At 47.9% G+C, this 16,837-nt stretch carries 14 protein-coding genes; 5 read left to right on the top strand and 9 right to left on the bottom strand.

Translation table 11 applies throughout. The features are described 5' to 3' along the window. Window positions 1–41 precede the first annotated feature (41 nt). From QHH26_02060 to ligA, 5 genes are read right to left on the bottom strand one after another with little or no spacing between them, the layout of a single operon-like run. The gene (locus QHH26_02060) at window positions 42–671 is read right to left on the bottom strand and encodes a uracil-DNA glycosylase (GenBank protein MDH7480746.1); all 630 of its coding nucleotides are present in this window, start codon (window positions 669–671) and stop codon (window positions 42–44) included. Between the two features lies 1 nt (window position 672). Continuing rightward, the gene (locus tag QHH26_02055; GenBank protein MDH7480745.1) at window positions 673–1,164 is read right to left on the bottom strand and encodes an HIT domain-containing protein; all 492 of its coding nucleotides are present in this window, start codon (window positions 1,162–1,164) and stop codon (window positions 673–675) included. Between the two features lie 3 nt (window positions 1,165–1,167). Then, window positions 1,168–1,605, bottom strand: coding sequence for a DUF1844 domain-containing protein (locus QHH26_02050; GenBank protein MDH7480744.1), 438 nt, complete (start codon window positions 1,603–1,605; stop codon window positions 1,168–1,170). Continuing rightward, the gene (locus QHH26_02045; GenBank protein ID MDH7480743.1) at window positions 1,589–2,023 is read right to left on the bottom strand and encodes a VanZ family protein; all 435 of its coding nucleotides are present in this window, start codon (window positions 2,021–2,023) and stop codon (window positions 1,589–1,591) included. The genes QHH26_02050 and QHH26_02045 overlap by 17 nt, the downstream gene beginning before the upstream one ends. Beyond that, window positions 2,020–4,125 (bottom strand): NAD-dependent DNA ligase LigA, encoded by a 2,106-nt coding sequence (ligA, locus tag QHH26_02040; protein MDH7480742.1) that lies wholly within the window; start codon window positions 4,123–4,125, stop codon window positions 2,020–2,022. The genes QHH26_02045 and ligA overlap by 4 nt, the downstream gene beginning before the upstream one ends. 217 nt (window positions 4,126–4,342) lie before the next feature. Here ligA and QHH26_02035 point away from each other — a divergent pair, with 217 nt between their 5' ends. From QHH26_02035 to QHH26_02025, 3 genes are all read left to right on the top strand, one after another. Next, entirely contained in the window at window positions 4,343–5,161 is an 819-nt protein-coding gene (locus tag QHH26_02035; protein MDH7480741.1) for a YhfC family glutamic-type intramembrane protease, read from the top strand. An 80-nt stretch (window positions 5,162–5,241) separates the two neighbouring features. After that, window positions 5,242–5,748 (top strand): tetratricopeptide repeat protein, encoded by a 507-nt coding sequence (locus tag QHH26_02030; GenBank protein ID MDH7480740.1) that lies wholly within the window; start codon window positions 5,242–5,244, stop codon window positions 5,746–5,748. 7 nt (window positions 5,749–5,755) lie between these two features. Then, on the top strand, window positions 5,756–6,634 hold the full coding sequence (locus tag QHH26_02025) for an NAD(P)-dependent oxidoreductase (GenBank protein ID MDH7480739.1): 879 nt from the start codon (window positions 5,756–5,758) through the stop codon (window positions 6,632–6,634). 13 nt (window positions 6,635–6,647) lie between these two features. On the opposite strand, the gene QHH26_02020 is transcribed toward QHH26_02025, so the two are convergent. The 3 genes from QHH26_02020 to QHH26_02010 all read right to left on the bottom strand — a co-directional run bounded on the left by QHH26_02020 (window position 6,648) and on the right by QHH26_02010 (window position 10,709). After that, window positions 6,648–9,242 (bottom strand): TIGR03790 family protein, encoded by a 2,595-nt coding sequence (locus QHH26_02020; GenBank protein ID MDH7480738.1) that lies wholly within the window; start codon window positions 9,240–9,242, stop codon window positions 6,648–6,650. 247 nt (window positions 9,243–9,489) lie between these two features. Further along, complete coding sequence (locus QHH26_02015) at window positions 9,490–10,050, bottom strand: PEP-CTERM sorting domain-containing protein (GenBank protein MDH7480737.1); 561 nt, start codon at window positions 10,048–10,050, stop codon at window positions 9,490–9,492. 56 nt (window positions 10,051–10,106) lie between these two features. Beyond that, window positions 10,107–10,709, bottom strand: a complete 603-nt coding sequence (locus tag QHH26_02010; protein ID MDH7480736.1) for a hypothetical protein — start codon at window positions 10,707–10,709, stop codon at window positions 10,107–10,109. Between the two features lie 593 nt (window positions 10,710–11,302). Between QHH26_02010 and QHH26_02005 the strand changes: the two genes are divergently transcribed. Together QHH26_02005 and queG are read left to right on the top strand one after the other, a co-directional pair. After that, the gene (locus QHH26_02005) at window positions 11,303–13,540 is read left to right on the top strand and encodes a pyruvate dehydrogenase complex E1 component subunit beta (GenBank protein MDH7480735.1); all 2,238 of its coding nucleotides are present in this window, start codon (window positions 11,303–11,305) and stop codon (window positions 13,538–13,540) included. A gap of 106 nt (window positions 13,541–13,646) precedes the next feature. After that, window positions 13,647–14,879 carry a tRNA epoxyqueuosine(34) reductase QueG gene (gene queG, locus QHH26_02000; protein MDH7480734.1) on the top strand — a complete coding sequence of 411 codons (1,233 nt, stop codon included), beginning with the start codon at window positions 13,647–13,649 and terminating at the stop codon, window positions 14,877–14,879. Window positions 14,880–14,911: 32 nt separating this feature from the next. On the opposite strand, the gene QHH26_01995 is transcribed toward queG, so the two are convergent. Beyond that, complete coding sequence (locus tag QHH26_01995) at window positions 14,912–16,771, bottom strand: Na+:solute symporter (protein MDH7480733.1); 1,860 nt, start codon at window positions 16,769–16,771, stop codon at window positions 14,912–14,914. Between the last annotated feature and the right edge of the window lie 66 nt (window positions 16,772–16,837).

Raw genomic sequence — 16,837 nt, 5'->3', positions numbered from 1 at the left:
TGCCAGATATGAAGCACGGCTACTCAAAAGTAATGGTCCTTTCAGAACAAGCTGAGTTTAGGCTCCTTTTTCGCCTCAATAACCTTTAGGCGAGCAGCCGCAATGTCAGCCACCAGAGAAGCACGAGCGCTTTCGAAAGCCTCGCCATGTTGGCGCAAAATGTAAGCCGGGTGTAGCGCTGCCGTAGCATATCTAGCATATGGAGTGGGAAACCATTGGCCCCGCTCCTTTGTCATTTGAAAACCCTTATGAATGATTGTGTTTGCTGCAGGTGCGCCCAGACATAATATAACCAGCGGCTGAATAATCTCAATTTGCTTTTGGAGCCAGGGAAGACACATTGCAATCTCAGTAGCAGTAGGCGGCCGATTTCGCACAGCACCGTTTTCGACTGTGATTGCCCTACATTTGAGAACATTGCATATATACACATGTTTTCGGGTGATGCCATTCTCCCTAAGCGCTTGATCGAGAAGCTGACCAGCCCTGCCGACGAATGGCCGCCCTGTAGCGTCCTCTGTTGCCCCTGGACCTTCTCCAATTATTACCAACGGTGTCTCGGGATTCCCTTCGCCAAAAACAACGTTCGTTCGAGTCTCACAAAGCTCACACCGTCGACATTCAAGAGCTTCCGCCTTCAGCCTTTCCATGCGTTCGACTACTTCAGACATGCTATGGCGCCCCCAAGTTTTCAATCCTCTTTTTTAGCTTCTCATAGGTTGCTTCGAGACTTTCGGGTAAAACCTTCGTCTCTCCGATTACAGGCATAAAGTTTGTATCGCCGTTCCAACGCGGAACAACATGCCAGTGTAAATGGTCCTCGATTCCCGCACCAGCTGGCCGACCAAGATTAACGCCCAAGTTGAAACCGTCGGGGTTCATCTCAGCGGTCAAAAGCCGCACCGAATACCTTAAGAGTTGGCTAATTTCGAGAAGTTCGTCTTCGCCTAGGTCATACATATCCGCCGTATGTTTAAACGGCGCAATCATTAAATGGCCAGGGTTATAGGGAAAGCTGTTCAGCATTATGAAAGCCGTCTTCCCGCGCCAGAGAATCAGGTTTTCTTTATCTCTATTCTCTTTTGGCTTATCGCAAAATATACAACCCTCCATCTCGCTCTGTTGAATATACTTCATTCGCCACGGTGCCCACAAACGCTTCATTGGTTAACCCATTCCGCTCTGGCGGACAAAATTCATCCGCAAATCGCTGAGCATTCCTTTCAATTCATTTATCTCTTCCGGCTGGAGATTGCTCTCGATGTGCCCAATTAAAAGCGCAAGCGCATCAATTGCAACTTTTGCCTGGCCAAGATCTTTCTCAATCTTTCCAGTTAAAGGATTCTTTACCAATCCGAGCCACTGCCAAGCATGCGCTCCCAGGATACCGATGAAAGACTTAAGAAGTGAGTACACATCTGCCGGCTGCATTTGGTACTCTTCTTCAGCCGCTTCTTCGGTTTTTGCTGAAGCTTCTTCCTCGTTTGGTTGTGGGGACTCATTAGCTTGGCGATTTGCGCCCTCGACTACTTCCACATCTCCGTCCTTATTAATCTTAATTTTGCGCTTATCAACAACCTCATATTCCTTATCTTCTTCGCTCAATTCTTTTCCCTCCGTTTCCCCGATAGAACCGTATAAATGCGATAAGTATCACTGCCAAAGCGGCACCGAAAACATCGGCAATCCAATCATATAGCTCGCATCTACGTCCTGGGACAAATCGCTGATGAAACTCATCAGTTATCCCATAAAGTGCTATTATTCCAAATGTTTGAGTGTATATGCCAGGCCAACTCAAGAGCGGCCACAACAACGAGCCTCGAAATACCAATATTCCAAGGCCAAAATAAGCCAATACATGCTCGAATTTATCTTTTCCAAAAACTCCCGGCGGTGAGGGAAGCGTCGGCTGTGACGAAAGGAAAAAGATAGCACCCATGTAAATTAATACCGGTAGCCACGGCCCAACCCATGATCCTTGCTTTGAACACTGCACTCCGCCGATTTGATTTTGGCTCATGAGATCATCCGAATGAATTCATCTTCAGTCAATATTGTAATTCCCAGCTCCTTGGCCTTTTCAAGCTTTGAGCCGGCGCCCTCCCCTGCAACAACAAAATCGGTATTCCTGCTAACGCTTGATGCCGCCCTGCCTCCGAGAAGCCTAACTTTCTCCTCTGCCTCTTCTCGGGTCATTGTTTTTAGTCCACCGGTGAACACGAATGTCTTGCCTGCAAGGGTGGCTCCTGTCCGCGGGGCTGTTTTGGGAATTACACCTGCCTTGCGGAGTTTTTCGAGTACCGCACGGTTCTCTGGCTGGGCAAAGAAAGTTGCAATACTTTTAGCAATAACTGGCCCAATCTCAGGAATACCGCACAACTCCTCATAGCTGGCGTTTTCTAACGCCTCCAGCGAACCAAAATGGTCCGCAAGCACCTGAGCCACATGCTCGCCAACATGCCTAATTCCAAGGCCGTAAATCAGCCTAGGAAGTGTTGTGTTTTTGCTCTTTTCGATGGCTTCCAGGATATTTGATGCTAGCTTCTTGCCCATTCGTTCAAGAAGCAAGAGATCGTCCATTTTAAGCAAGTATAGGTCAGCAGGATCGCGTACGAGCCCTTTATCAACGAGTTGGTCAACTTGTGCTGGCCCAACTCCTTCGATATTCATCGCACCTCGAGAAGCAAAGTGGACAATCCTCTCTTTTAATTGCGCCGGGCACGCTAGGTTGACGCACCTAGCAACTGCCTCACCCTCCGGCCTCTCAACCTCGCCTCCACACTCGGGGCACTTGTTAGGCATCACAAACTCTCGTTCATCGCCAGTTCGCTTCTCTTTTATGACTTGCACAACCTCGGGAATGACATCGCCTGCACGCTGAACTACTACAGTATCGCCAATTCGAATGTCCTTTCGTCGGATTTCGTCCTCATTATGAAGGGTCGCTCGGCTAACCGTTACCCCTCCAACCTCAACAGGTTCCATGATCGCAACCGGAGTTAATGCACCAGTACGCCCGACCTGCACAATGATGTCCAGGATCTTGGTTGTCTCCTGCATCGCAGGAAATTTGTACGCTACAGCCCATCGTGGACTTCTTGCCACGTAGCCGAGGCGATTCTGCAGGTCAAGAGAGTTCACCTTAACTACAACGCCGTCTATGTCATAACCTAGGGTTCCGCGCTTTTCAGTCCATTCATCCACAAACTCTTTCACACTATCAATATTTGGACATAGGCGTATATTTGGATTAACTTTGAAACCCCACGACTTGAGTGCCTGAAGAATCTCATAATGCGTTCGGAATTCTACGCCTTGCACGAAGCCGATGCCATAAACGAAGATATCAAGCTTCCGGCTTGCGGTGACAGAAGAGTCAAGCTGCCTGACCGACCCCGCTGCAGCATTCCGAGGGTTTGCAAAGGTAGGTTCGCCTTTTTCTTCTCGCTCACGATTTATCCGACGAAATTCTTCGTGGAGCATGAACACCTCGCCCCGAACTTCAACAATCTCGGGAATCGGATAACAACCCAGGTCACTTATAGATTCCGACCCGAATAACGGCAGCGTATCCCCTCGACTTTGAGTTGCAGCAACAGCAGGCGGCGGTTCTGGGAACCTTTGTGGTTGAATTAAAACCAATGGGATTGATCTTATTGTTTTCAAATTGGCTGTAACATCCTCGCCAGTGTAGCCATCTCCACGGGTTGCCCCGCGAACGAAATACCCATTCTCGTAAGTGAGCGACACAGCCAATCCGTCAATTTTTAGCTCCGCCACATATTCAATGTCATCGCCAGGATTCATGCCAAGCATTCGCTTGATTCGCTGGTCGAATGCTAAGAGCTCCTCCTCACCGAACGCATTGCTAAGGCTTAGCATAGGTTGGCGATGTGTGTATGACTCGAACTCAGTTGCTGGAGGAGCACCAATTCGTTGAGTTGGAGAATCAGGCGTGACAAGGTCTGGAAATGCTTCCTCAAGAGAAATTAGCTCTTGCATCAACCGGTCATATTCTGCGTCGGAGATTACCGGCTGGTCAAGAACATAATACCGATAGTTGTGATAGTTAATTTGCCGTCTAAGCTCTTCAATTCTGGCAGCGGCTGCCTGTTTGTCCATGATATCCCTCTTCCGTTGCTAAGTACTTCAGGAATAGGGCGGTAAAAAGATTAAAATGCGCAATTTCAAGAATTCAGCTCTTTTTCATTTCAACTTTACTTGGGCTCAATTGTAAAATTTAACACTGCACTAGTTCGCTGTCAAACGTTAGGCGTGCATAAGTAACCGAGAAAGCCACCTCTCATGCTCAACTAATCGCAGGAGTTCATAAGATATTTTGCAAAATTGCTACTTGAGTTGCCCTAATGATATAATGCTCGTAGCTGACCTGCCAGTAAACGCTGGCTACATGGATATTCTCCACATGAGCTCTTATACCTATTTTTACTATGGGCTAGCAATCTGTATCGTTATTGGAGTCCCAATCACATCGGCTCTTTGGATGCGCCGTAAACTTCATGCCCCATGGAAATACCTCGCCTATGGGATTCTAACGTTCATTATCTCGCAAGTTTTGCGCCTCCCCACGCTTGAAATAATTAGAAAAGTCACCGGTGCACAACATGAGTCTGCAACAATTCTTTGGTTGGCATGTCTTGCACTCAGCGCAGGCTTTTTCGAAGAGGTAGCGCGATATATTGGCTTTTTATTTCTTTTTCGTGGTGGTCGTAATCCTCAGAATGCAGTAATATATGGGCTAGGACACGGGGGGTTCGAAACATCACTCGTCGCCCTTCAGATGCTTTCGGTGTTACGTATGCTTTCCGCCTATGGAAGATTAGATATTTCAGCGGTTCATCTCAACGCTCAGACCCTTTCTATTATTGAATTTGCCAAGACCGGATGGCTTCCCATGGCAGGCGCTTTTGAGCGCATTGCGACTCTTCCTGTTCATGTCGCTCTCTCGCTGGTAGTTCTGCAAGCTTTTTCAAGGCAAGACAGGTCCTGGCTGGTTCTTGCAATAGGCATCCATGCTGGAATTAACTTCTCTGCCATATTTGCATCAAGACACCTGGGTCTCTTCTGGACTGAAATTCTCCTCGGGCTCTTTGCAATTGGAGCGATACTCTTGGTACGAAAGTTAATAAATGATTGACATATGGACGCAAACGCAGTAGAGTTGAGTTAGCAAGAGAAAGTTCAGGCAGGATGCCATCATGAGCGGAGGGATTCACCGTGTCCGACCAAAACCAACTGAAGCAGGGTCTGGAGCTTCTGAAAGCTGGAAAAATAGACGAAGCAATCGGTCAGCTCGAGCTAGCTTGTGAAATGGATCCGAGCGATTACAGAGCGTTCAACTATCTAGGAATTGCTTACGCACAGAAGAAGCTTTTCAACAGAGCCATAGGAGCATTCAACAGGGCAATACAACTTCGCTCGGATATCCCCAGCGTCCACTACAACCTTGGGCTTGCATACGATGCCGACGGCCTTCCCGAAAAGGCGCGCGAGGAGTTCGAAAAGGCACTCGAGCTAGACCCGAACTACGAGAAAGCCAGGGAAGCCCTTAAGCACGTAATGAAGGAAGAGGAAGAGCTAAACCAAGGGCAAGCTTGTGCTAGGCATACCGATGAACCAGCCATTGGACATTGTTCTTTTTGCCACCTGCCTGTATGTAAGGAATGCAAGACTATTATTGATGGAAAAATCTTCTGCAAGTTCTGCGCAGAAAAGCTTCGGTAGGTGAAAAATGGACGTAGGTTTCATTGGCCTTGGAACCATGGGGCGGCCCATGGTGCGAAATCTGCTGAAAAGTGGATTTAGGGTTAACATATATGGGCGGCGAAAGCCAATTATGGATGAGCTTGCAGCAGAAGGAGCAGTGCCCGCAGAATCACCGGCAGAAGTCGCCCGTCGCTCGGAAGTCGTTATCACCATGCTCCCCGATTCTCCAGATGTAAAGTTGGTCGTAACCGGCCCCTCGGGTGTATTAGAAGGTGCGCGGCCCGAATCGGTGATAATTGATATGAGCACAATCTCCCCGGCAGTTGCCAAAGAAATTGCTAAGGAGGCTGCTGAGAAGGGAATCTATTTCCTCGATGCTCCAGTTAGCGGAGGCGAGCCTGGCGCAATTGCCGCCACCCTTTCAATAATGGTCGGCGGCGACAAAGCGGCATTCGACAAGTGTCTCCCTATTTTTCAGGCTCTTGGAAAAAACATAACATACATGGGAGAAAGTGGAACCGGCCAGATGACGAAGCTCTGCAACCAGATTATCTGCGCGCTGAACATCCAAGCGGTATGTGAAGGTCTTATGCTTGGCGAGAAAGCGGGGCTAAACATGGAAAAGCTTCTATCGGTTGTCTCAGCTGGCGCAGCGAGCAGTTGGATGTTATCCAACCTCGCCCCAAAAATGCTTGCGGAAGACTACGAACCTGGATTCAAAGTTATTCTCCAGCAAAAAGACCTCCGCCTCGCGCTTGGAGCAGCCGAGGAGATGAAGCTGCCTCTGCCGGGAACAAGCCTCGTTCATCAACTATTCCGAGCAGTCGAAGCCGCAGGCATGGGCGAAAAAGGCACGCAAGCTCTTATTATTGCACTAAAGAAACTTGCGGCATCGGACGCATAGATAAGAATATCGCTTAACTTGGCGCAAATGGGATTATTAACGCGAGATTGGGGTGATAGGTCTTAATCCAATACCCACGCCAGGGCTCGAGGATGCAAATATTGCCAAAGCCAATATCTACTGCCCCATACTCTGAGCGGACGTTGTCCCAGAAATAAAGGCATGGCTCAATCCAACCATAGTCTGCTGCCGTCTCAACCGAAATAACGCTTTTGCCGTTGGAAACTAAACAGCTGTTTACATCAACAATAAAATTAAATGGATGCCCAATCATATGGTAACCGGTATTCGGCAAACCAATCCAAAAATCTGCTCTTGGCTCATAATTCCCCAAACCTTCAAATGCGATGGTATGATTCTGCGACGATAAAAGGCACAAACCCAAACCCAATCGAATTCCGGGAAAGGTATACGATTGATAACTATCATAAATAACGAATGATTTGGTAAAATTATCCCAGTGTGCTAGCAACCCGTCTATTGGTATTCCTGCAAATACCTGCTCAGGCTTAGACGTCGTAGAAATTGCCGGAATGGAAATCAGATTGGCCCCTTGTCTGACAGTGCCTATTGGCGATGTGTAGACCTCCAAAGGTATATCACAAACAATATCGCTTGCGAATCTTGGGCGAATCTGAGGTTTTAGCTGCCCGGCTTCAAGAGCAAGCGCGCAAACACCTGTTACTGTAACATAGCTACCAACAGGCGGTTTAGGAATCGGGTTTCTCAGATTGGAAAGCGAAACGGTCAACTCGCCGGATAATTTAGGCAAAGTCCCATCTGATATATTGAACCACTCAGTTCCAACTTGAGTCACCTTGCCCCAAGTCTTGACTAGAAGACCCGCGTTTGAGAGTCCTTGCAATAAATCTTCATATAACAAGCCCATTCCACCGCCGCGATTTCCAACGTACAAGTTGGGCATCCCCAATGGAGGCGGAGCACTGTTGCTCCCACGGCTCTCGAAAACATACGCTTGTATAAGTTTCTGACCACCAACGACCTGAACTTCGCCTGTAACAGTCACTAGCGATCCTGTAAGCGCCTCACAATTACCACTGACCTGTATTCCAGTGGAACGATCGCTTTCACATATCCATATGCAGTCAGTGAAAGCATCGCTCCCTGCGATAACAGGCTTGTTGCTAAGTCGGACTAACCTACCTTCTTGGAGCGAAGAAATGTCCCCAATAGCGGGGACATCTAAAACGGTATTGACCACTTGAATGTCCAGCTTTGCCATGCCTTGTGTATATACGCTTGAATTCTCGTAAGCTATTGCCTCAATGACATGGGCACCATCAGCAACCGTAGTAGTATCCCAAATATACTGGTAAGGTGGAGATGTTTGGGTAGCAACTAGATTGTCATCTATATAGAATTCAACTTTGGCAATGCCAGAGGCATCACTTGCTTCGACAGCAATTGTGACCATACCATGCGCTACTTTTTCTGGGTTGGGGCTAGTTATGCTCACAATTGGCGGAGTTGCGTAAGGCGCCATAAGCGGGTCACCAGACACTACAGATTTCCAATAAATACAAGGTGTTGCCGCTAAAAAGCTCTCCGCCACATTATAGCCCTGGAGGTATCTACCGAACAAAATTGTGGGATACGTCGCTACAGTAACGAACGGCTCGGAGACAAAACCATTAACGGCTGATGCTCCTTGGGCAATTAAATCAACTATTAGCGATTGAGTGCCCGGCATCCACGGGTCGGTAAATGTCCTTCCACTGCTAGAAACTACTGTGTCAGCAATGGACCCAGGCGCAAAATAATTCGAAGTATATAAGGAGTAGCTAAAACTCGCCTCTGCGCTTCCCCAACCAAAGTAACCCATTACACCCTGCTGGCCGCCGACAAACTCATTTATCCTTGAATCAAAAGTCACGTTATCATAGTAGGTCTGCCACCCAGCATTAAACAAAGCATTGTTTGCTGTTCGGATGCGATCGTTAACAAGCATGTATTGGGCGTATCCACTGCTCGCACCGTCCAGAATGAAGAGGCCATTTCTAGGCTGTGCTGCTAAAGAGTCATCAATCATTCGCCGAATGTCGGCCTCCGTACGAGCATCAAGGCGAGTTACTGCGTAGAAATGTTTACCATTGAAATCAAGTTTGTGAGTGAAGTACTGGACAGGAGCTGGCGGATTGGCAGTTGGACCATAAGGGTTTTGTATCACGTCCTTAATAGTCGGTTCTCCAACACAAGTCAGGATGCTGTTAACTGAGAGCGGCCCGCTGAAGGCAACATCATCATAATGAGCCCCGAGGGGAATTCCTTTGGTTAGAACAATATAATCAATGCGGTCATGTAACCCTGGAGTATTGTTTATGTAGTCGCGTATAGGCGCAACGATATTGTTCTCGCAATCCGACTTGCTAGTATACTCGGATGTTGAACAACGAATGTGGCAAACATTCTTTGCAGGAATACCGCGCTTTTGCTGATAATATGCGGCTATCGACTGTGAGATGGGGCTATTGTCATTTACGACGAGAAGAACGTTTTTCGGTCCCCCACCGCCAACGCAAATACCGGGCAAACAAATACCCGCCAAAGCCGCAAGCAGTACACTAATAAGCGGCCTATTTCTAAACATTGCTGGTCAACTCGCGGAAACATTTTTTTCCGTACTAGAGCAATTGAAAAACACGAGAGCATTCGCTAAAAAAACACTTCCCAAACGTCGCACTCACACAAGTTTGTTTCTCCCTAAAGCGCAAAAACGTCTGTCCTTCTGCCTTTTAAAATCGCCCGCCAGCACGAAGGACAGACGTCTCAAATCGCTTTCTTCCTTACCAAGACCAACTGATTCACGAATTAAAAACTCGTGTAATTGGTTTTTTCTATTTTCTTCTTCTAAGGATCGGGAGCAACCCGCCAGTGAGACCAAACAACGCCAGTATCGAGCTCGGCTCCGGAATCAACATTGCTGGGCCGGGCACATATACAGTCCATTCCGTGCCGGGGGCCATTCCGTCCATCGTCACTGCAATTCCCTCGGTAAGGTAGCTATTGGGAACTATTAAGTGGAAGTATCCCACCCAAGCAGTGTGGTCTGGAATGACATCCTCCAAGCTATTCGCCGTCCAAATCGCATTGTCTTTTCTCGGCACCCACTGTCGCGTTTGAATCCAAAATCTCCAACTAACTTCCGGATGGTTTACAGGCCCAGAACCAACCCATGGCTTATAAATGCCAGTGTTTGGCACCTCGGCGCGGACAATCAGCTGGCCGAATGGTATCGTTTGGTTTTCATAGCATGTGACTTTGTAGACATACTCGTAAGTTTGCGGGTCGAAGCTTACAAACTCACAGCTGGGTGGAACAAATTCCTGAGCCCAAGCGCCCCCGAAGCAAATTCCTGCAAGTGCGAGCATTGTAGCTAGCCGAAGGACCATTTTCATACTCCAACTCACCTCCTCAGCCCCTTAGAAGTATTTTGAAATTTCAAAGGGCTTGTTTATTTTCTACGCCCGCGCATGATAACAGGTATGCTCCCCACAAACATACCTGCTAATATTGCCAAACTTGACGGCTCGGGTATCATGCCAGGAACCATAAGGCTTGTTTCATTGCGGCTTTCCAGCAAACCACCGCCCATAGTTCCAACAATACCTGGGACAGGTTGCGTATTTGGTACGGTGAGGTAAAAGTAACCAACAAGTGGAGCATCGAGATATTGGCCTGGCGGAACTGGGTCGCCCATTCCAGAATACCAAATGTAAAGGGAAACATTCCCAGAACCAGGATTCCAATAAGTTAGCCGGTTACTCCACCCCCAGCTTTCACCGTCAACAATTATTCCTGACATTGAATAAGCAAAGTTTAAGGGAGTATAAGCTCTAACCTCAAAATGGTCAAAAGGGTAGATCGAATCAGGCACGTTCCATTGGGTTACTTTGTAGGTATACGTCCATGTGTTCGGGTTAAAACCCAAATACTGGACTGTTGGGAAAGTAACAGCAAGTGCACATGAGCTGGTGACGAAGGCAAGAAGCGCAATCACAATCACGAAGCGGAAAAATTTATACACGCTCTTGCTCACCTCCTTTTCGAAGGGCATTAAACCCTCCGGTGCCCCGGGCTAGGAATCGGAATCGCCGGCTGTACGAACAAAGATTTTCTTCAAAACAGAAAACGGTTTTGAAGGAGAATAGAGGTAATCAAGAGGTATGCTGGGAAACCATCAGCCTCTTTTTCTCCTGTCCCTTACACTGCAAAATTATCTTGCTTCCTAGGGGCTCGCCACATGCCATATTATTTTTGCAGCGGCTGTGGGTCACCGCTCCCCGGAAACTATGTTGGTCGGCAAGTTTTCTACCGATACCAACATGTGCAGTATAAACCCAATTGCCAAGGTTGTCAAGAAGATTCTTGACATTTCTAAAAAACAGGTAATTTTACTAGTTGTTTAACGCCTTAACCCAGTAATTTCCATGCCAAAGAGTTCAAAACAAAGCATTGATACGATTTTGTCCTACATTTCCAAAAGCCATTCTACAAAGCCTTAAAAAGTAAATAAGTAAGTTGGATTCATAGTTGTGTTGACGAACACGGGTGTAAAGTTTAAAATAAGTTTTGCCTGCCAAGGAAGCTTTAGGTGGGAATATATAAAACAGTTTATCAGTGTCCTCTGAAACAAAAAGGAGCTCTACGATGGCAAAGACTGAAAAAGAAACCCCGGTTGTAGAAACAAATCTTGGACTGCCTCGTGAACAGCTTGCCGATTTTCTTCGGCAGATGTATGAGATACGATTTTTCGAAGAGAAAGTCGCCGAATTGCTCAAGATGGGAATCATCAAAGGTGCCTCGCATTTATACGCTGGCGAGGAAGCTGTGGCAGTCGGCGCAATTTCCGCAATTACAGAAGACGATGTCATTGCCAGCACTCACCGCGGCCATGGCCACTGTGGCGCCATTGGCGTGAAACACGCACACACAGAAGCCGAACGCCAAGAGCATTGGAATAAAATGATGGCTGAGCTTATGGGCAAAGCCACGGGATACTGCAAGGGCCGCGGGGGTTCCATGCACATTGCCGACGTTGCGAAAGGAAATCTTGGGTCAACGGGCATAGTTGGCGGTAATATTCCAATTGGCACCGGCGCAGCGCTTGCAGAAAAACTAAAGGGAACAAAAAACGTTGTACTATGCTTCTTTGGTGATGGTGCAAGCAACACGGGCGCTTTTCACGAATCGCTAAACATGGGGGCATCACTTCTTGGCGGGCTACCGGTGGTTTATATATGTGAAAACAACCTATACGGCATGTCGGTCGCCTTTCATAAAAAATCGGTAGAGGATGCGGGGCGGGCATCGAAGATTGAGAATGTTGCAGACCGAGCTTCGGCCTATGGCATACCAGGTTACATAGTAAATGGCATGGATGTCTTAGCAGTTCGCGATGTTGTTCTTCGCGCTGTTGAGCGTGCGCGCCAAGGTGGGGGCCCAACATTAATAGAAGCCAAAACATATCGCTGGTTTGGCCACTCAATCTCCGACCAGCGCATTTACCGCACAAAGGAAGAAGAAGCAGAATGGAAGAGCAAATGCCCAATCGAGAACTTCCGCATCAGGTTACAAAAAGAAGCTGGCTTTACCGAAGAAGAGCTAAATAAGATACGCGATACGGCATTTGAAACTATTGAAAAAGCAACCGAGTTTGCTATGAACAGCCCCTACCCCGACGTCAGCGAACTCTATGACGACGTTTACGTCCCGCTTGACATCGAGCGGTGGGAGGCAGAAAAAGCTCGTGAAAAACCACTTGCGGAGAAAATAAAGGCTATTGAAGCTGAAATTCGCGCCTTCACCCGCCAGCAATCTGGCGGTGCCCCAAAGGCAGCTTTACCCAAATTGAACAAAGAGGCTGTCGCTCAATTTGAAGAGAAATACGGCATCCCAATCATAACATATGTCCAAGCAATCGTTGATGCCCAACGCGAAGAAATGAAGCGTGACGAACGCGTTTTTATCATGGGCGAAGATGTTGGGCTTTACGGCGGTGCATATGCGGCTACTCGAGGCTTATATGCAGAGTTTGGCCCAAATCGAGTTATTGATACGGCAATCTCAGAAGCGGCAATCGCGGGAGCGGCGGCAGCAGCGGCGATGCGTGGGATGCGACCAATCGCCGAAATAATGTACATTGACTTCGCTACGATTGCCTCTGACCAGATAGTGCACAATATGGCTTACAACCGCTATATGTTTGGCGGAAAAACCAAGGTGCCGTGTGTACTCCGCACCGAAGGAGGAGTAGGCCGATGTATTGCAGCCCACCACTCCGAGAGCTTGGAAGCCTGGTTTGTGCATATCCCCGGTCTATATGTCGTAATGCCATCCACGCCTTACGACGCAAAGGGGTTGCTAAAAGCATCCATCCGCGACGACAACCCGGTTATATTCATTGAACACAAGGTACTCTACAGCGGCGTGATGGGCCCCGTGCCTACGGAAGATTATATCATCCCCCTTGGAGTTGCGGATATAAAGCGAGAGGGAACGGATGCAACAGTTGTGGCTTATTCCCGAATGCTGCACTTCGCCCTTGACGCAGCTTGCGAACTGGAGAAAGAAGGAATAAGCATAGAGGTGGTTGATCCTCGGACACTCAAACCTCTAGATGTAGAGACAATTGCAAACTCAGTACGCAAAACCGGTCGGTTGATTACTGTATCAGAGGGTTATCCAGCATGCGGAGTTGGCGAAACTATTGTGCGCCAGGTAAGTGAATTCAGATTCGCAGATGGCACTCTCTGCTTTGACTATCTCGATGCGCCGCCAGTCGTCCTCGCAGGCAAGGATGTGCCAATCCCGATGAGCGAGCCTTTGGAGGATGCAGTCGTCCCAAGTAGAGATGATATTGTCCAAGCAGTGAAGTCAGTTTTGTAGGTAAAACAAAAGTACCTTTCATTTAATGCACGGGTTTAAAAACTAGCCATCAAAGAATATAGAGTGGCAAGGCGCCTTATTCATTGGAGGACTGACGTCTGATTAAATGTACAATTCACCGGCGCACCTCAGCTCCGTAATCAAGTCTTGTGCCCTTGAACTTGGCTTTCACGCAGTTGGAATCACTAGCGCCGAGCCATTTGACGAAGCTGAGCACGCCCTCATCGAGCGCTTCGAGCAAGGATTTCTTAATGGAACTAGCTTTAACCCCGAAACCATAAAGTTATACACTCACCCGCGCGAGTCGTTCCCAACTGCCCAGTCAATTATCTCAGTTGCTCTCTCCTATCTAACGAGCGAAACCGGACACCAGTCTCTGCGCACCGACGTACCCCGTGGATTTGTCGCGAGGTTCGCCCGAGGACGCGACTATCATCTTGTTCTGCAGGAAAAACTAGCATTACTCACAAAGCTGATAAGGAGCAAAGTACAAACCTCAGTTCAAATTTATTCACTTGTGGATACGGGTCCGCTCTTGGACCGTTCGGTCGCAATTCGAGCGGGTATTGGCTCGCGTGGAAAAAATACGTGCGTCTATGTTGGAGAATACAAATCATGGGTTGTGCTTGGCGAGCTTGTCACAGATCTTGAGCTAATGCCAGACAAACCAGGCTTGCTTGATATTTGCGGAGAATGTGATGCATGTATGAAAGCGTGTCCCACTAATGCAATACGCGCTCCGTTTAAAGTGGATGTGCGAATTTGCCTATCCTATGTCACGCAAATGAAGGGATTTATTCCGCTTCCTCTTCGCGAGAAACTCGGCAATCGAATATATGGATGCGATACTTGTCAATCCGCTTGCCCATTAAATAAATATGCAAAAACAGGAAATGTCGTCGATTTCCAGACCCCGCCGTCCTTATCCAAGACCTCTTCAGTCGCTCTGACGCGCGAGGAAAGAGATACTTCCGAGTCTCATCTAGCATCCTCAGGATTTGGCGCCAACCCAGAGCTGATTCCTCTGCTGAACATTTCGCCAGCGGAGTTTAAAAGACAGATTGGCCCAACAACAGTAGGATGGATTGGGCGCACGCGATTCCGTCGGAACATAGCAGTGGCACTTGGAAACATTGGCGACCCAGCGGCAGTTCCCAGCCTCATTGAAGCCCTCTCAGACCCTGAGCCAGTGATACGAGCTCACGCCGCCTGGGCACTTGGCAAAATTGGCACTTTACCTGCAAAGAACGCTCTTGAATCTGCACTGCACCGAGAAACCGATGCAAAGGTCTCGACCGAAATTCGTTCCGCCCTGGATTTTTTACTAAAAAGTCCCTAATTCAATTTATAAATGAGAAATTAAGGGCATCGCTAAGCAAACTTTTCTTCGGAAAGCCGGCGCGATAGAAGGAATCCACCGATGACCGATACGGCAAGGAGCGCCAGCCCAACACTCCAAGGACCCAGAATCAGCCGGCCGATGCCAAACAACGCGCTATACACCGACACTATGCCAATTATATAGCTTACAAGGTTTTTCCTTATACTACCAATCGGATAGGGCGCATCGTCTCCCATGAGCTTCCTGATTCGACTCCAACCCGGCCCGGGGGGACGCACCCGTTTATAGAATTCTATTAAAGTTGCATCATCAACTGGTTTAGTGAGAAGCGTTACAAGCAACCAGACAATCGTGCAAACTGGCACCAACACGAGAAGGGTAGTCGGGAACACCATCGTATTAAGGAACTTAAGCGTTGAGCCAAGCCACTGTGGCATAGAAGCTAGTTTCTCGACCGTGAGATATTTTGCGGCGAACCATGGGCTGGCAAAGATTTTAAGAATAATGGCAGTTACAAAGGATGTCGCAAGTGCCGAAAGTTCAGACCAAGCATTTACCCGCCACCAATACCAGCGGAGAATATAAACGACACCAATTCCGGCGACGATTTGAGTGAGCAACTCCCATCCACTGACGATTGACTGCATTAGGAAGGTAACGATGGCGCCAAACAATGCAATAATCACAGTTGCAACCACGGATGCCAAAACATAATGTTTCTCTTGTTTATTCCTCGCGATGAACCGCTTGTAGAAATCATTAATCAAATACGAGGCACCCCAGTTCATCTGAGTATCAACGGTTGACATATACGCTGCAAAAAATGCTGCTAATGCTAGTCCTAAAATTCCAACTGGCAGGACGTCCACCATAACCTTAATATAGCCCTGTTCAGGATCAGGCACTAGCGCGCCTGTAGCGTCAGGCCGGCATGGGAACATTACGGCGGCCACCAGACCAACGACAATCCATGGCCAAGGGCGAAGGCAGAAATGCGCTATGTTATACCACAAATACCCCAGCATTGCGTGTTTCTCATTCTTTGCAGAAATCAAACGCTGAGCGGCATACCCACCGCCGTCGGTATTCCCACTAGTCCACCACTGAAGGCCAACATAGATTAAGAAGAAGCTAATGGGCATCATCGCACCTTCAACTGTGGTTGGTATGATAGACGTCATCGAATGGGCTTGTGAATGACCATATATTTCACCAATCTTCTGGAGAACAACATCCATTCCGCCAATCCGTATAACGGCCAGCACAGCTATGAGCACGGACATAAACATTGCCAGGATAAACTGCATGAAGTCGGTAATCATGACGCCTGTGATTCCTGCAAGGGCTGTGTAGACAAGCGTTAAAAAGAAGCAAAAAGTTACCGCCCAGAACTTTGTTTCGGGCGTATCAGGTAACCCCAGTGTAACTGTAATAATTTTCGCCATCGCCAGATTAACCCAGCCCATGATTATACAGTTGTATGGCAAGCCGAAATATAAAGCACGGAAACCGCGGAGTACAGCGGCTGATTTGCCACTATAGCGAAGCTCGGCAAGCTCTGTGTCCGTCAAGACATTTGCTCTCCGCCAAAACCGCGAAAAGAAAAAGACGGCGAACATGCCCATCAGTGCACCATTCCACCAATACCAATTGCCTGCTATTCCGCGCCGAACGACAAGACCGCTCACTGCAAGTGGGGTATCTGCAGCAAAGGTAGTGGCGACGATTGATGTGCCAAGTATCCACCATGGTGCGTCTTGCCCTGACGCGAAATATTCCTTAATCGAATTTGTGGCTTTTCTCGAATGATAAAGCCCCAATCCAATGGCGAACGAAATATATCCGACAATGAAAACCCAATCTATGACATGAAGATGACCAGTAACCACAAAGCCCTCCTTTAGCCAACAAACAATTTTTATCCACCCGATAGTAGGTCAATAATGAAGCTTTGT

This window comes from Armatimonadota bacterium, from assembly GCA_029907255.1.
GTDB lineage: Bacteria > Armatimonadota > UBA5829 > DTJY01 > DTJY01 > JAIMAU01.
Note: the sequence above shows the minus strand (reverse complement) of the source record. Positions and strands in the feature narration are given on the sequence as shown.

Excerpts from the sequence above, each read along its gene's own strand:
- ligA (MDH7480742.1), bottom strand. The coding sequence starts at position 4,125 with ATGGACAAACAGGCAGCCGCTGCCAGAATTGAAGAGCTTAGACGGCAA.
- QHH26_02005 (MDH7480735.1), top strand. The coding sequence starts at position 11,303 with ATGGCAAAGACTGAAAAAGAAACCCCGGTTGTAGAAACAAATCTTGGA.
- QHH26_02015 (MDH7480737.1), bottom strand. The coding sequence starts at position 10,050 with ATGAAAATGGTCCTTCGGCTAGCTACAATGCTCGCACTTGCAGGAATT.
- queG (MDH7480734.1), top strand. The coding sequence starts at position 13,647 with ATGTACAATTCACCGGCGCACCTCAGCTCCGTAATCAAGTCTTGTGCC.
- QHH26_02060 (MDH7480746.1), bottom strand. The coding sequence starts at position 671 with ATGTCTGAAGTAGTCGAACGCATGGAAAGGCTGAAGGCGGAAGCTCTT.
- QHH26_02020 (MDH7480738.1), bottom strand. The coding sequence starts at position 9,242 with ATGTTTAGAAATAGGCCGCTTATTAGTGTACTGCTTGCGGCTTTGGCG.
- QHH26_02025 (MDH7480739.1), top strand. The coding sequence starts at position 5,756 with ATGGACGTAGGTTTCATTGGCCTTGGAACCATGGGGCGGCCCATGGTG.
- QHH26_02055 (MDH7480745.1), bottom strand. The coding sequence starts at position 1,164 with ATGAAGCGTTTGTGGGCACCGTGGCGAATGAAGTATATTCAACAGAGC.
- QHH26_02010 (MDH7480736.1), bottom strand. The coding sequence starts at position 10,709 with ATGCCCTTCGAAAAGGAGGTGAGCAAGAGCGTGTATAAATTTTTCCGC.
- QHH26_02045 (MDH7480743.1), bottom strand. The coding sequence starts at position 2,023 with ATGAGCCAAAATCAAATCGGCGGAGTGCAGTGTTCAAAGCAAGGATCA.